At 63.6% G+C, this 13,597-nt stretch carries 15 protein-coding genes; 5 read left to right on the top strand and 10 right to left on the bottom strand.

From position 1 onward, the window contains the following. Positions 1-44 precede the first annotated feature (44 nt). Genes ACTJKM_RS07820 through ACTJKM_RS07810 form a run of 3 tightly spaced genes read left to right on the top strand, consistent with a single transcriptional unit; the run spans position 45 to position 2,826 of the window. Entirely contained in the window at positions 45-1,076 is a 1,032-nt protein-coding gene (locus ACTJKM_RS07820; RefSeq protein ID WP_440635812.1) for an aldo/keto reductase, read from the top strand. Beyond that, positions 1,073-2,014 carry a carbohydrate ABC transporter permease gene (locus ACTJKM_RS07815; protein ID WP_113512146.1) on the top strand — a complete coding sequence of 314 codons (942 nt, stop codon included), beginning with the start codon at positions 1,073-1,075 and terminating at the stop codon, positions 2,012-2,014. The genes ACTJKM_RS07820 and ACTJKM_RS07815 overlap by 4 nt, the downstream gene beginning before the upstream one ends. After that, positions 2,011-2,826 (top strand): carbohydrate ABC transporter permease, encoded by an 816-nt coding sequence (locus tag ACTJKM_RS07810; RefSeq protein WP_058330073.1) that lies wholly within the window; start codon positions 2,011-2,013, stop codon positions 2,824-2,826. The genes ACTJKM_RS07815 and ACTJKM_RS07810 overlap by 4 nt, the downstream gene beginning before the upstream one ends. A 14-nt stretch (positions 2,827-2,840) precedes the next feature. On the opposite strand, the gene ACTJKM_RS07805 is transcribed toward ACTJKM_RS07810, so the two are convergent. Both ACTJKM_RS07805 and ACTJKM_RS07800 read right to left on the bottom strand, forming a co-directional pair. After that, positions 2,841-3,272: a CHRD domain-containing protein gene (locus ACTJKM_RS07805; protein WP_058330074.1), complete on the bottom strand. Its 432-nt coding sequence runs from the start codon at positions 3,270-3,272 to the stop codon at positions 2,841-2,843. A gap of 126 nt (positions 3,273-3,398) precedes the next feature. After that, positions 3,399-3,962 (bottom strand): TetR/AcrR family transcriptional regulator, encoded by a 564-nt coding sequence (locus ACTJKM_RS07800; RefSeq protein ID WP_058330075.1) that lies wholly within the window; start codon positions 3,960-3,962, stop codon positions 3,399-3,401. A 142-nt stretch (positions 3,963-4,104) separates the two neighbouring features. Between ACTJKM_RS07800 and ACTJKM_RS07795 the strand changes: the two genes are divergently transcribed. After that, the gene (locus ACTJKM_RS07795; protein WP_440660141.1) at positions 4,105-5,307 is read left to right on the top strand and encodes an MFS transporter; all 1,203 of its coding nucleotides are present in this window, start codon (positions 4,105-4,107) and stop codon (positions 5,305-5,307) included. 47 nt (positions 5,308-5,354) lie between these two features. On the opposite strand, the gene ACTJKM_RS07790 is transcribed toward ACTJKM_RS07795, so the two are convergent. The 7 genes from ACTJKM_RS07790 to ACTJKM_RS07760 all read right to left on the bottom strand — a co-directional run bounded on the left by ACTJKM_RS07790 (position 5,355) and on the right by ACTJKM_RS07760 (position 10,699). Then, entirely contained in the window at positions 5,355-5,939 is a 585-nt protein-coding gene (locus ACTJKM_RS07790) for a cysteine hydrolase family protein (protein WP_058330145.1), read from the bottom strand. Between the two features lie 140 nt (positions 5,940-6,079). Beyond that, positions 6,080-6,463, bottom strand: coding sequence for a response regulator (locus ACTJKM_RS07785; protein ID WP_082663783.1), 384 nt, complete (start codon positions 6,461-6,463; stop codon positions 6,080-6,082). Then, a complete protein-coding gene (locus ACTJKM_RS07780) occupies positions 6,460-7,986 on the bottom strand; it encodes a sensor histidine kinase (protein ID WP_440660139.1) in 1,527 nt (508 codons plus the stop codon). The genes ACTJKM_RS07785 and ACTJKM_RS07780 overlap by 4 nt, the downstream gene beginning before the upstream one ends. A gap of 161 nt (positions 7,987-8,147) precedes the next feature. Continuing rightward, positions 8,148-8,384 (bottom strand): hypothetical protein, encoded by a 237-nt coding sequence (locus ACTJKM_RS07775; protein WP_058330078.1) that lies wholly within the window; start codon positions 8,382-8,384, stop codon positions 8,148-8,150. Positions 8,385-8,426: 42 nt separating this feature from the next. Further along, positions 8,427-8,756: an ArsR/SmtB family transcription factor gene (locus tag ACTJKM_RS07770; protein WP_082663784.1), complete on the bottom strand. Its 330-nt coding sequence runs from the start codon at positions 8,754-8,756 to the stop codon at positions 8,427-8,429. Beyond that, on the bottom strand, positions 8,740-9,258 hold the full coding sequence (locus ACTJKM_RS07765) for an SRPBCC family protein (RefSeq protein WP_113512150.1): 519 nt from the start codon (positions 9,256-9,258) through the stop codon (positions 8,740-8,742). The genes ACTJKM_RS07770 and ACTJKM_RS07765 overlap by 17 nt, the downstream gene beginning before the upstream one ends. 109 nt (positions 9,259-9,367) lie before the next feature. Further along, positions 9,368-10,699 (bottom strand): PQQ-dependent sugar dehydrogenase, encoded by a 1,332-nt coding sequence (locus tag ACTJKM_RS07760; protein ID WP_058330081.1) that lies wholly within the window; start codon positions 10,697-10,699, stop codon positions 9,368-9,370. A 289-nt stretch (positions 10,700-10,988) separates the two neighbouring features. On the opposite strand from ACTJKM_RS07760, the gene ACTJKM_RS07755 reads away from it, so the two are divergent. Continuing rightward, positions 10,989-11,882 (top strand): DMT family transporter, encoded by an 894-nt coding sequence (locus tag ACTJKM_RS07755; protein WP_440660137.1) that lies wholly within the window; start codon positions 10,989-10,991, stop codon positions 11,880-11,882. 262 nt (positions 11,883-12,144) lie between these two features. Here the strand turns inward: ACTJKM_RS07755 and ACTJKM_RS07750 are convergent, their stop codons facing one another. Continuing rightward, on the bottom strand, positions 12,145-13,596 hold the full coding sequence (locus ACTJKM_RS07750; protein ID WP_440660135.1) for an amidase: 1,452 nt from the start codon (positions 13,594-13,596) through the stop codon (positions 12,145-12,147). Position 13,597: the final 1 nt, after the last annotated feature.

Genomic DNA, 13,597 nt, shown 5'->3' with positions numbered 1-13,597 from the left:
TCCCAGCGCCGCCCCGCCATTTTTCTTAACAAGGCGAAAGATTCATGAGCGAAAAATCCTTGCCGAAGCGCAGGCTCGGCCGCACCGGCTTCGACATCACCCCCGTCGGCTTCGGCGCCTGGGCGATCGGCGGCCCCGATTGGGGATGGGGCTGGGGAAGCCAGGACGACAGCCAGTCCATTGCAGCTATTCGTCATGCGGTCGAGCGCGGCATCAACTGGATCGACACGGCACCGGTCTACGGTCTCGGTCATTCCGAGGAGATCGTTCATGAGGCGCTCTCGACAATCCCGAAATCCGAGCGCCCGCTGATCTTCACCAAGGCCGGGCTGGTCTGGGATCCGGACAATCGCAACGCCCTTCCGGCCCGCATCGGCAATGCCAAATCGCTGCGCCGCGAGGTGGAGGCTTCGCTGAAGCGGCTCGGCGTCGAGGTGATCGACCTTTACCAGATGCATTGGCCGACCAACGACGGCACACCGGTCGAAGACTATTGGGCAACCTTTGCCGACCTCAAGAAAGAGGGCAAGGTCCGGGCCATCGGGCTTTCGAACCATGACCGGGAGCTGCTGGAGCGCGCTGCCACGGTCGCTCCCGTCGACGTGGTGCAGCCACCTTTTTCCGCGATCAAACGCACGTTCGCCGAGAACGACCTGCCCTGGGTGCGTGCGCATGGCAGCGGCGTCATCGCCTATAGTCCGCTGCAGTCGGGCCTGCTTACTGGCGCTTTCACGCCGGCCCGCGCCCGGGCGCTTCCGACGAACGACTGGCGGTCGCGCGACGAGGAATTTTCCGGCGAGGCGCTGCACCGCAATCTCGCCTTCGCCGAGGGACTGAGGCCCATCGCCGCGCGGCACGAGACGACAGTCGCCGCGATCGCCGCCGCCTGGGCGCTCTCTTGGCCCGGTGTGACCGGGGCGATCATTGGGGCACGTCAGCCAACGCATATCGACGGCTGGATCGAAGCGGCAACCGTCGCGCTCACGCCCGGTGACCTCGATGACATCGAGGACATGCTGGTCGCCACGCGGGCTGGCAGTGGGCCGACGCGGCCGGCTCTGGCAGAGGCCGCATGACCGCCTTCACCCTCGACGCTCTTGGGCCGGACACCGATCGCCATTTCGCGCGACGAGGCGTCCTTGCAGCGCGTCTCGGCCGCGCGTTGTGGATCGCTCCCGTCGTGTTCGCACTGGCCGTCACCACGCTCTACCCGACAGTCTTCCTGCTGGGGCTTGCCTTCAGCAGGAGCACGCTTGGAAAACCGTTTCGCGGCTTCGTCGGCGTCAAGCACTTCGCAACGGCGCTTCAGGATCCGATCTTCCTTTCGGCAATGGGCAGAAGTGTCGCCTACGCGCTCTCGACGTCGCTGCTGCAGCTCGCACTGGGTTTCCTGATCGCGCTGCTTTTTACGTCTCTGCTGAAAGGCGGTCGCTTCCTGATGAGCCTTGTGCTGCTGCCGTTGATGACGCCGCCCGTCATGGTCGGCATCGCCTGGAAGCTGATCTTCGCGCCGGCGGGCGGGCTCTTGAACGGCGCATTGATCAACTACGGCGTGATCTCCCAGCCGATCTCTTTCCTCGGCCACCCCCTATTGGCCTGGCTGGCGATCGCCGTCGCCGATCTCTGGCAATGGACGCCCTTCATCGTCATCCTCTGCTTCGCAGCGCTTTCGACCATCCCGGAGGGTGTGCGCGAGGCTGCGCTCGTCGATGGCGCGAATGGCTGGCAGCGCTTCTGGCACATCACGCTGCCGCTCGTCGCCGCACCGCTTTCGTCGATCTATCTCCTGAAGCTGATCCTCTCGTTCAAGCTGTTCGACCTCGTCTACATCCTCACTTTCGGCGGGCCGGGTTTTGCGACGACATCGGCCGGATTTTCAATCTACAGGCGGGCGATCGAGCAGTTCGATGTCGGTCGGGCGGCGGCCGAGACGATCGTCTATGCGCTGGTCATCGGTCTGGCGACTTTGCCGGTCGTGCGCCTGCATCAGCATTTCGAAAGGCGCGAGATATGAGGTTGGCCGCACAGCATCTCTGGCTGGGTCTGGCAACGGCGCCGATCGTCGGCTTCTTCGCTTTGCCCATCCTCTATCTGATCGCCGTTTCCCTGAAGACGAAGGACGACGTGCTGAACGGCTCCTTCTGGCCGACGGCGCCGACCCTTGCCAACTGGCCGGCGGCCTTCGAGGCAGCCAATGTCATCGGTTTCATCGTGAATTCCGTGACCGTGTCGCTGCTTGCGGGGTTGCTCACCATAGCGCTCACGCTGCCGTCGGCCTACGCGGTCCTGCGGTTGAAGATCGGCGGCAAATGGCTTTCGGACGTGACGCTCTCAAGCTACATGGCGCCGCCGATCGTCGCACTGATCCCGCTGTTCTTCCTCTTGAAGACGAGCGGCCTGCTCGACACACGCGCTGGCCTGGTTCTGATCTACGGGCTTGCCAACGTGCCCGTCGCCTTCTGGCTGCTGACACCGTTCCTGCGCCGGATGCCGCTCGAGATCGAGCAGGCGGCCGCCATCGACGGAGCGGGGCCGCTACGCATTCTGCTACAGATCGTGGTGCCAATCATTGCGCCCGGCATCGTGGCGACCTTCATCATCGTCACGGTGCTCGCCTACAACGAGTTCCTCTTCGCCTCGGCCTTCACCTTCTCCGATGCCACGCGAACGCTGCCGGTCGGCATTTCTCTTTTCCAGGGCGACAGGCTGGTGAATTTCGGCCAGATGGCCGCAGCCTCGCTCGCGGGCATCGCCCCGGTCTACCTGATCGCGCTGTTCATGCAGCGCTATCTGGTCAGCGGACTGGCCCATGGCGCAGTGAAGTAGAAGACCGCCAGCGTCTACTGTGCCTTCTCCACCTGGCCGCGAATCTCGCCGTCGGGGAATTTCGCCGTGTGGATGTTGAGGTACCACTTTCCGCCTTGCAAATCTGCGAGCTGCTGATCGGTAAGCTCGGCAGAACCAGATTTCATCGAGGTCGAGATGTCGACGACCGGATCGGCATTTTCGCCCGCGGCTGCCGGACCGTGGAAATGGGCGGCGGTCGCATCCCCCGACAGGCCATCGGCGGTCACCGTCCAGGTCACCTTCTTCGTCGTCGTATCGAGGGTGATCTCGCCTGTGCCCTTGCCCGCGCTTTCGTTCGGCGGCACCTCACCCGATCCCGTCATGTCCGCCTTGAACTTCAGGGTTTCGGCCGAAACGCCGCCGGCGGCCAAGATCACAATAGTCGTAAGGCCAGCCAGAAGGGAACTTTTGTGGAACGGTCTCATCTCGCATCCTCCAAGACTTGTTGAGCAGGTGTTCCAACCCCGGGAACGGGTTTAGGTTCCGGTTGCGGGATCCTCACAAGACCTACGCGGGATGCGGGTGTTATGCTTCTTGGAAGCAACTACGCCTCAAGGCGCCGGCTTTGATGCCAGCGATGCCGTCACCAGACGCTCGACGTGCGCCGCGTCCGGCGCACCACCAAAGAGGATCCGATACATGATCGGCGCGACGACGCCGTCCATGACGGTCTCAACATCCGGAAAGACCTCACCACGCTCCTCGGCGCGTTCGGCGATCACTTCGATTTGCTGTCTGGTGAAGTTGCAGCACTGGTAGGCGCCGCTGCCATCCTGCGCCGCAAGCACGTCACGGATCATTTCGCGACCCGGCCCCGAGGACATTTCCTCGGCATATTGTTCGGCCCAGGCCATCAAGTCACGGCCAAAACTTCCGGTGTCTACCGGCACCATGTCGGGACGCAGCCGCTCGACCGCGACGTCTGCGAGCAGTTCCTGCAGGTCGCCCCAGCGGCGATAGATGGTCGAAGGCGTGACACCCGCTTCCGCCGCGATCAGCGGAACTGTGACCTCGGCACGCTCGAGCGTCGCCAGCAAGGTCTGCACGGCCTTGTGAACCGATGCCTGAACCCGGGCGCTTCGTCCGCCCGGCCGCGGGCTTTCCTTTGTCGCCATTCGCTCCAACCCCGTCTTTCTTCGGCCGTGCGGCCGATTCTTCAGAAATTCTCACAACAACATAAAAGCAAATTATTTGCTTTTAGCGCGAAGCATACCTAAATCTGCCAAACGCAACGATTTAGCTTTAAGGGTTATATAGATGTCTTCATCCTCCGAATCCAGAGAGAGCGCTCGCCCGGCAAGTCCCATTGCCTTCTACGCCGTCACGCTCGCGACATTCTTCGGCGCCTCCTCGGCCCCAACCCCGCTCTACCGCTTCTACCAGGAGAACTTCGCCGCCAGCCCGGTGGAGATGACCGTTATTTTCGCGGTCTATGCCTTCGCACTTCTCGTGGCATTGCTGATCGCCGGTTCGATCTCGGATCATCTCGGGCGCAAGCCGGTGATTTTCGCAGCGCTGCTCGTCGAGATGGCAGCGATGGCCCTGTTCGTCCTTGCCGACGGAACCGGCTGGCTGATCGCCGCACGCATCGTGCAGGGTCTTGCGACCGGCGTTGCCGGCGCTTCGATCGGCGCGGCGCTGGTCGATGTCGATCACGTCAGGGGACAGCTGGTCAACTCGCTCGCACCTTTGATCGGCCTGGCGGTCGGGGCGCTCGGCACCAGCGCGCTGATCCAGTACGGCCCCCTTCCGCTGCATCTCATCTATGTGCTGCTGTTCGTCGGCTTCATAGTCCAGGCGGCGGCGATCTGGCTGACCCCTGAAACCGGCGCGCGTCGTCCCGGAGCGCTGTCCTCGCTCATGCCGCGGATCGCCATTCCGCAGCGCGCCAGGCGGCCGCTGGCGCTCGTCACCCCCGTAAATATCGCGAACTGGGCGCTTGGCGGTTTTTACCTCTCGCTCGTCCCCTCGCTTGTCGCCGCCACCACGGGAAACAAGAACCCGCTCACCGGAGGCGCCGTGGTCGCGGCGCTGATGGCCGCCGGCGCGTTCGGCGTCTTCCTTCGTCGTGCCCGCAACCCTCAGGCAAACCTGACCTTCGGCGTCTTGAGCACGACCTTCGGCATGCTGACCGTGGTCGCCGGAACGCATCTCGCCTATGTGCCCGTCCTGATCGTCGGCACGCTTCTCACCGGCATGGGTTTCGGCACGAGCTTCCTCGCCACGCTCGGCTCGGTCATGCCGCTGGCAAAAGCCGGCGAGCGCGCCGGGCTGCTGTCTACCATCTACATCCAGAGCTATCTGGCGTTCAGCCTGCCGGCAATTCTGGCCGGCTTCCTGGCGAAGGCGGTGGGCTACCAGCTCACGACCGACATCTATGCGGCAGCGATCATCGGCGTCGGTCTCATGGGTCTGATGGCCAGCCGGGCATCGCAAGACAGGGAACCAAGCATGGCTTGAAGGGCGGCGTACAAGGTGGCGCGCAAAGGTTCCCGAATGGGCCGCGCCTAAGCCCGCGCCTGCGCAAGCCACTCATCGGTCGTTGCGATCTCCAGCTGAACCGAGAAGCGATTGCCGAGAAGGTCGAGCGCGGCATTGTGCGTCTGATCGACCGAGCTGCAGACCGCATCCTTCAACAGGATCACCCGGTAGCCAAGATCGATCGCTCCGAGCGCGGTCGCCAGGACGCAGATATCCGTTTCGCCGCCGGTCACCACGATCGTTCCGATATCCTGATGAGCGAGCAGGCTTTCCAGCTTGCCGCTTAACCAGGGCGAATAGGTGCGCTTGTCGAGAACACGGGCGGGCGGCACCAGACGCTGCAAGGGAGGAAGGAGATTGATCAAGCCCGGATCGAGCCGCGTCGCGGTCATCATCGGCCATTTTTCGTAGTAGGGCCGCCACATGCCCGGCATTTCCGCCGGCGAATGTGGCGGGACGAACCGAGTGAAGATGGTGCGATCCGGAAAGCGGCTAGCGACCTCCACCACCTGGTCGGAGATCGTCGCCATCCAATCCACCTGCCACGGCGTCTCCTCGTTGAACATTCGCTGCATGTCGACGCAAATATGAATCCAGCGTTCCGCGTTCATGATCACGATCCACTCGGCACATTGGGCCACCCAACGCATTTGGGTCCAACGAACAAACTCCGCGGGATGAAATGCGGTTCCTGATCCCGGCTGTACGCAATCGGTGCAGGTGTCAGCAACCGGGTACGACCCCGGGCCCGTCACGCGCGGTTGCCTCCGAAAAGCGTCTTGAGCGTCTCCACCAGCACCGCACTCGCGAAGGGCTTGGAAAGGATCGGGGCCGCATGGTGCGTGCCGTTCAGGGCCGTGTCGCCATAGCCGCTCAATATGAGAAAGGGAATCGATCTTTCATCACATGCGTCCGCGACCGGGAGCCCGCTGTGCCCCTGGAGGTTCATGTCCAGCACGACGGCGTCGATTTTCGTCTCCCCCTGCAGCAACCCCAATGCCCGCCCGACGGTTGGCGCAGGACCAATCACTTCGCCGCCGGCATCGACCAAGGTGTCCTCGATCGACATGGCCACCAGCATCTCGTCTTCGACGACAAGTATCCGACGTCCCGTCAATACCCCAGACATGGTCATTCCCCCTTGTCATCCATGCCGGCGCGCTCACCGTCGACGAAGTCCATCCCGATCGTGCAGGTGACACCTTCCGGCTCGAACCGGAGATCGACGGGGTGTCCCAGTTCGTTGGCGAGGCCGCGGTTGAGGACGCGCAGCCCGAAACCCTGCCGCTGAGGGGGCTTTGCCAGTGGTCCTCCGCGCTCTTCCCACCGGACCGTGCACACGTCTCTACATTGCCATGACAGCGCAACACGGCCACCGGGGCTCGATAGAGAACCGTATTTGATCGCATTGGTCAGCAATTCGTTGAACGCCATCGAAAGCGGCAGGGCCTGTTTCGGGCTGATGCGGATCGCAGGCCCGTGGAGAGCCACGCGCCCGTCTTCGATCCAGGCTGCGAGAACCGCCTGAGCGATGTCGTTCAGGTATACCGCCTGCCATGCCTCGCGAGTCAGCAGGTCGTGTGCCCCGGCAAGAGCAAGCAGTCGGCCGTTGAACGCTTCGGCAAAGGCTTCCGCCTTATCGGCACTCTTCAACGTCTGTTCGGCAAGGGACTGCACGGTTGCCAGCGTGTTCTTCACACGATGGTTGAGCTCCCCGATCAGCAGCTTCTGGCGCTTTTGTGCTCTGCGCTCCTCAGTTCGATCCCTGAAGATCTTGAGATAGCGGTCCGGTCCGCTCTCCTCGACGGGAAGCATGACGCCGGAACCCCAGAAACGCGATCCATCCTTGCGATAGTGCCAGCGTTCGTTGGTCGCGCGACCCTCCTCGCGCGCCGTTCGCATCTCCTGCTCGGGGACAGCCGCTGCACGGTCGTGCGGGCTGAAGAAAATCCCGCCCGGCTGACCGAGGATCTCGGTGTCGCGATAGCCGAGCAGCCGTTCGGCGCCGCTGTTCCAGCTTGCGATCCGTCCGGCACCGTCGAGCGTGATGATCGCATACTCGCTGGCGCTGTCGAGGATGATCCGCAGCCGCTCGTTGCTGCGGCGAAGTCCCTCCTCGGCACGCTGGTGCGCCTCCTCGGTCCGTCTGCGCTCGATGCTGAAGCCCAGTTGCCGAGCGATCGTCAGGGAAAGGACGGCCTCCTCCTCCGTGAAGACGTGCACCACTTCGCGATAGGTCATGAACTTTCCAATGACCACGCCGTTGGCGGTCAAGGGAATGAAGGCGAGCGCACGAATCCCCTCGCCCCTTATGGTGTCTTTGAGCGACCTGGGCTCTTCGGCAAGCTCTATGTCGCTGACGAAGATCGGGGTGGCTTCTCGGTCGCCGGGCCTCCACGGCGAGTGACCGTCGACGGCCCGGCGATAGCCTTCGGAGAGCCCGCGTGAAGCGACGAAACGCATCACCCCCGCAGAGTCGAAAAGTAAGATAGAGGCGCGGCGGCAGCGCAACGCTCGCTCAATCGCATCGAACGTGGCATCGAAAATGTCGGCCAGCGAATTGGCACGATAGAGCGCATCCGTGAACTGAAACAGAGCCGCCAGTTCATCCGCCTTCTTGATCCAGGTGCTATCGACGCCGGACGAACTCTGCCTCATGTCTGCACTCCGGGTCCCGGTGAGCGATCTACGGGGACCACCGCTAAAGACTGCGATCACGAATCCGCTTGTGAAATTGGTTCCACGTCCGTTGACCAAAAGGAAACAACTGTAGCGGGGCGTTTCGATTTCAAGCCTGCTGGAGCGGTCGATTGGACCGATCACGGGCAAGTGCGAGGAGCCACTCGAGTGGGGCTCTCGACCTTGATCGGCGCGATATAGGCTTCGCGCACCGAGGCAAGGCGCTCGCCGCGCATGTCGGCAGGCGCTCCATCCGCGAAAAAGTATCCACGGCTAAGGCCGTCGGCAACCATCGTGCCGCAGGCGCAGTGCTGCTTCTTCTGAGCGACGCGTCCGATTGGATCACCGGCCAGGTCATCCGGGTTGCCGGCGGGCACGCACTTTGATCCGAGCGGCCCAGCGCGGTTGCGTGTCTCGCGTCACGGCGCCTCGACAAGCGACTTGAGCCGGCCAAGCGCCTTGTCCCAACCCGCAGCGATTGCCGTCAGGAACGCGCGCGCCTCTTCGAGACGGCGCGGATCGACCGCGTAGAGGACCTCCTTGCCGTGACGCTCATGCACCACCAGCCTTGCCGCTACCAACACCTGCAGGTGCTTCACGATCGCCTGCCGGGTGATTGCCTGCCCCTCGGACAGCGCGGTTGCCGTCAGGGCACCGACCGCCAAAAGCCGCGTGACCAGCGCAAGGCGGGTCGCATCGCCGAGTGCGGCGAAGACGCCCGCCAGTTCTCGCTCAGACGTGTTCGACATGGCGCTTGATGTTTTCAATCTGGGCGCTCCAGCCACCATCATTCATGAGAAATGCGCGCTTGCGCCGATGCGCCTGCACGCCTTTGAAGCCGGATTCCGTGACGGTCAGCCGTGTGTCACCGGCAACCGCTTCCAGCCGGAATTCCACGAGGGTCGTCGGTTCCCGCGCGGGATCGCATTCGGCATCGAGGCCGTAGGGGATCCAGCGAAAGCTGAAAAGCCGTGGCGCATCCATTTCCTCGACGGTGCAAAAAACGGCATTTGGTTCGGGCTGGCGGATCGGCGCCGGCTCCAGACCGATCGAAGCCTGGTACTTGGCGATATCCTGCGCGTTGAACTCTCCCTTAAAGGAGCCGGTTATCGCCCGCCCCGGAGCAAAAGGCTCGTTCAGCTTTACGCCGAACCACTGCCCGAATTCCGAGACATCGGTTATCGCCCGCCAGACGCGCTCGACGGGCGCGCGCAACAGAATTGCCTTCTCGATACGATCGAATGAGCTCATGACGCTTTCCTTTCGTGCAACGACTTGGTTGCAAGTATCGGGATCGCAGACAGATACACAACCAAATAGTTGCACAAATGCCCCAGTGACCCCTAAGCCGCGGGATCGCTCACCGCATGGGGGCGACCCGCCACACCTTGTTGCCGGCATCGTCGGCAACAAGCAGCGCGCCATCACGGGCGATGGCGACGCCGACCGGACGGCCGAGCGCCTTGCCGTCGCCGGTCAGGAAACCCGTCAGGATATCCCGCGGCGGGCCGGACGGCTTGCCGTTGCTGAAAGGCACGAAGATGACCTTGTAGCCGCTGCGCGGGATCCGGTTCCACGAGCCATGCTGGCCTACGAAGGCGCCGTTCTTCATCTCCGGGCCGAACAGGTCGCCGGTGTTGAAGGTCAGGCCGAGCGAGGCGGTGTGGGGGCCGAGCGCATAGTCCGGCTTGATCGCGCGCGCCACCAGTTCGGGTTTCTGCGGCTTCACCCGCTCGTCGACATGCTGCCCGTACCAGCTATAGGGCCAGCCGTAGAAGGCGCCGTCCTTGACCGAGGTCATGTAATCGGGAACGAGATCGGGCCCGAGTTCGTCGCGCTCGTTGACGGCAACCCATAGCTCACCGCTATCCGGCTGCCATGAGAGGCCGTTGGGATTGCGAAGTCCGGATGCGAACGGCCGCATCTGCCGGGTGGAAAGGTCGATCTCGTGCACGGCGGCGCGTCCCCTTTCCTCCTCCATGCCGTTTTCGCCGACGTTGGAATTGGAGCCGACCGTGACGTAAAGCTTGGTCCCGTCCGGGCTGGCGATGACGTCCTTCGTCCAGTGGTGGTTGCGGCCCGCCGGTAGGTCGACGATCTTCTCTGCGGGCGCCGTAATCTCGGTCGCGCTTTCCTGATAGGGGAAGGCCACGATCGCATCGGCATTGGCAACGTAGAGCTTGCCGCCAACCAATGTCATGCCGAACGGCGAATTGAGCCCGGTGATGAAGGGCGTTTTCGTTTCCGCCACGCCGTCACCGTCCGCGTCGCGCAACAACGATATGCGATTGGCGCTCTCACTTCGGGCGCCGGCCCTGCCTTGGATGAGCTGAGCAGCAAAGGCCCGCACCGAAAAGCCGGGGTCGGGTTGGGGTGGCGCGTTGCTTTCTGCGACCAGCACATCGCCATTCGGCAGCACGTGAAGCCAGCGGGGATGATCGAAGCCGCCCGCAAATTCCTTAGCGGCAAGGCCTGGCGCGGCCGATGGCATCATGCCTGCAGGCCAGGGCGTGGCTTCCGCGACACTGACGGATGGCACGAGCTCCACCCTTGGTTCGACCAGAATCGGATCGGGACCGTAGGTCTTTTCAATCGGCACCGTTGCCTCCCGTCGCGACAGATAGCCGAGGCTCAGGCCGCCAGCGGCCGCGAGCGCGCCGAAGACCAGCAGGGCAACCAGGAGCTTTTTCATGGCGGATTCCTTTGATGTCCAACCTAACGGCAGCCGGCTTCAGTCGTTCCAATCGCCTGGCGAAAAGTGCTGAAAAATTCATTCGGAATCAACGTCGGCGCGTGGCCCCTTGGACATATCGCATGTGGGCAGAAGACGACCATGATGAGCGCTGTTGCACCGTCTGCCGCCCGGCACGCAACGCCCTGTTGATGCGACTGAAAAAGCGCTGGACGGATGCCGCTCGCTCAAGCTTTAACGAAGGCCGAGGAGAGCTCCTTCGGGGCCGCAGTCTACCGATCGGAATATCATGCCAATTCATGAACTCGCCGCGCTGGGGGCCGCGACCTGCTGGGCCCTGACGGGGTTGATCTCGGCCGGACCGGCCGGCTATCTCGGCGCGCCCGCCTTCAACCGCCTTCGGCAGATCTTCGTCACGGGACTTCTGGCAATCTATGTGCTCGCCACCGGGGCCTGGCGTGAGCTGGATGCGACAAGCGTCACGCCGCTGCTTTTGTCCGGCTTGATCGGCATTTTCATCGGTGACACGCTGCTCTTTGCCGCGCTCAACCGGCTCGGTCCGCGCCGCTCCGGCATCCTCTTCGCCCTCAACGCGCCGATCGCCGCCTTGCTCGGCTGGCTGGTGCTTGGCGAAGCGCTGTCACCAACCGCGGTTGGAGGCATCGCGCTGACGGCCACCGGCGTGTTCCTCGCCATTCTCTTCGGCAAGCGCCGAGCGCAGATGCATGAATGGGAAAAGGTCAAGGGGCCGCTTTGGATCGGCGTCTTGCTTGGGCTCGGCGCCGCCACCGGCCAGGCGATCGGCTCGATCATCGTGCGACCGGTCATGGCTGCCGGCATCGATCCTTTTGTCGCCTCCATGCTGCGCGTCGGGATTGCGGCCTTCTGCCTGAGCATCCTGATCCAGCTGCCCATTCCATCGGTCAAGCCGAGGGCGCCGCTGACCCTGAAGGTTGCCGCGATGACCGCGTTGACCGGGGTCCTCGCTCTTGGCATGGGGATGACGCTGCTGCTCTACGCGCTCTCGGGCGGCAAGGTGGGCATCGTATCGACATTGTCCGCGACCTCGCCGGTCATGATCCTGCCGATGCTGTGGCTGAGGACGGGCGAACGGCCTGCCGCCGGCGCCTGGGCCGGTGCTGCCCTCGTCGTCCTCGGCATGGCGCTGATCTTCATTCGCTGACACCAAGTCATTGTGTGGCTCACTAGCCGGTCAGTGCGAGGTCACCGCCCCTCGCGCGATCGGCGGACTCTTCGATACCGAGCTTCGCATTCGTGGAGCACGCCGGCGCAACAACAATCAAACAATTGATTTTATTTGACTATTTCCAGTCCGGCGCCCGATGAGACATTGCCGAAAAGCAAGCCGTGGAAGTCGTTTCGGTGCTGAAGAAGCTCCTGCTGCTTTGAGGGGCGGAGCTTGCCGATCGTAGGCGGCGCACACGTTACCAGCGCCACCGCACCGCCCGGCCGCCCCCAAAACCCGAAGCCTGTAACACGCTCTCGATGGCGCCGCCAAGCGACAGCACCTCTTCATCGGCATAGCGGCGGCCGACGATCTGCAGGCCGACTGGGAGGCCATCATTGGCGAGACCGACAGGCACCGACAGGGCTGGACACTGCGGCAGCAGGTTGAACGGGCAGGTCATGTCCAGCCCGCGAAAGCGCCCGTCCGGCGTATCGGCAATGTAGTCGTTGTCGTCCGCGTCAGCCGAGGGGGCCGTGACCGCGCAAGTCGGGCAGAGCAGCGCATCGTAGCGGGCGAGGATCGTGGCGAGATCACGCCACATCGCAGTCCGGAGCAGTTCCACTCGTTTGTAGACTGTAGCATTCATACCAAGCCCGCGTTCGATGAGCTCGACCACGATCGGGTCCATGCGCTCGCGGTAGCCATCGATCGCGTTGCCGAAAAATGCCGCCATGAACACGCACCAGAGATCGTACCATTGGTCGTTGACGGCGCGCGACCAGCCGATGTCCACCGGTTCCACCGTGGCGCCGGCTGCACGAAGCTGGTCGACCGCCGCAAGGATCGCGGCTTGCACGGAGGCATCGACGCTGTAGTAGCCAAGATCCAGCGAAAGGGCGAAGCGTCGGCCCACAAGTGAGCCTGCTCTTGCCCGGTCGGCCGCGAAGGAGAGCGGCAACGAGGCGATATCCGCATCATCCGGGCCGGCAGTTGCGGCCATGAAGGCGATGGCGTCGCCAACGGTCCGCGCCAGCGGGCCGAAATGGGATATGTTGTCGAAGACGCTCGGCAGGATCGTCATGGGAATTCGCCCAAGGCTGGGTTTGAGGCCGACGACGCCCGAAAGTGCTGCGGGAATGCGCACCGACCCGCCCATGTCCGTGCCTTCGGCGAAGGGAACCACGCCGGTCGCGACGGCGACCGCCGATCCGCCGGAGGAGCCGCCGGAAGTTCGCTCCGGGTTCCAGGGGTTGCGGGTCACGCCCCAGCGTGGGCTCGACGTGAAACTGGAATGGGCGAATTCCGGCGTCGTCGTCTTGCCGATCAGGATCGCGCCGGCTGCCTCCAGCCGCTCGATGCACAGCGCCGTCTCCGTTGGAATCCAATTCCCACGCGTCCACGAGCCGAGCGTGGTGAGATCGCCCTTGGTCGGTGTCAGGTCCTTGGCGGCGAAGGGGACGCCGAGAAGAGCGGGCGTGTCGCCACCCGTTGCGACGCGTTCGTCAGCCGCCCGCGCCGATGCGATTGCGGCCTCCTCCCGCAGCAGCGTGAATGCGTTCAGCGTCTGATTGACGACTTTCGCGCGGCGGAGCGATTCGGCAACGACCGCTTCAGCCGAAAAATGGCGGGCGCGGATCCCGGCAGCGATCTCGGTTGCGGGCAGGTCGAGCGGATGCGTGGGCGCAAAGGCGCGAGAAATCGTCTGCATG

It is taken from the genome of Ensifer sp. 22460 (assembly GCF_052044935.1).
Classification (GTDB): domain Bacteria; phylum Pseudomonadota; class Alphaproteobacteria; order Rhizobiales; family Rhizobiaceae; genus Ensifer.
The sequence above is the reverse complement of the archived record's forward strand: the minus strand, read 5'-3'. Positions and strand labels throughout refer to the sequence as shown.

What these genes read in the sequence shown, in the direction of transcription:
- ACTJKM_RS07820 (WP_440635812.1), top strand. Translation starts at nt 45, where the DNA reads ATGAGCGAAAAATCCTTGCCGAAGCGCAGGCTCGGCCGCACCGGCTTC.
- ACTJKM_RS07815 (WP_113512146.1), top strand. Translation starts at nt 1,073, where the DNA reads ATGACCGCCTTCACCCTCGACGCTCTTGGGCCGGACACCGATCGCCAT.
- ACTJKM_RS07810 (WP_058330073.1), top strand. Translation starts at nt 2,011, where the DNA reads ATGAGGTTGGCCGCACAGCATCTCTGGCTGGGTCTGGCAACGGCGCCG.
- ACTJKM_RS07805 (WP_058330074.1), bottom strand. Translation starts at nt 3,272, where the DNA reads ATGAGACCGTTCCACAAAAGTTCCCTTCTGGCTGGCCTTACGACTATT.
- ACTJKM_RS07800 (WP_058330075.1), bottom strand. Translation starts at nt 3,962, where the DNA reads ATGGCGACAAAGGAAAGCCCGCGGCCGGGCGGACGAAGCGCCCGGGTT.
- ACTJKM_RS07795 (WP_440660141.1), top strand. Translation starts at nt 4,105, where the DNA reads ATGTCTTCATCCTCCGAATCCAGAGAGAGCGCTCGCCCGGCAAGTCCC.
- ACTJKM_RS07790 (WP_058330145.1), bottom strand. Translation starts at nt 5,939, where the DNA reads ATGAACGCGGAACGCTGGATTCATATTTGCGTCGACATGCAGCGAATG.
- ACTJKM_RS07785 (WP_082663783.1), bottom strand. Translation starts at nt 6,463, where the DNA reads ATGACCATGTCTGGGGTATTGACGGGACGTCGGATACTTGTCGTCGAA.
- ACTJKM_RS07780 (WP_440660139.1), bottom strand. Translation starts at nt 7,986, where the DNA reads ATGAGGCAGAGTTCGTCCGGCGTCGATAGCACCTGGATCAAGAAGGCG.
- ACTJKM_RS07770 (WP_082663784.1), bottom strand. Translation starts at nt 8,756, where the DNA reads ATGTCGAACACGTCTGAGCGAGAACTGGCGGGCGTCTTCGCCGCACTC.
- ACTJKM_RS07765 (WP_113512150.1), bottom strand. Translation starts at nt 9,258, where the DNA reads ATGAGCTCATTCGATCGTATCGAGAAGGCAATTCTGTTGCGCGCGCCC.
- ACTJKM_RS07760 (WP_058330081.1), bottom strand. Translation starts at nt 10,699, where the DNA reads ATGAAAAAGCTCCTGGTTGCCCTGCTGGTCTTCGGCGCGCTCGCGGCC.
- ACTJKM_RS07755 (WP_440660137.1), top strand. Translation starts at nt 10,989, where the DNA reads ATGCCAATTCATGAACTCGCCGCGCTGGGGGCCGCGACCTGCTGGGCC.
- ACTJKM_RS07750 (WP_440660135.1), bottom strand. Translation starts at nt 13,596, where the DNA reads ATGCAGACGATTTCTCGCGCCTTTGCGCCCACGCATCCGCTCGACCTG.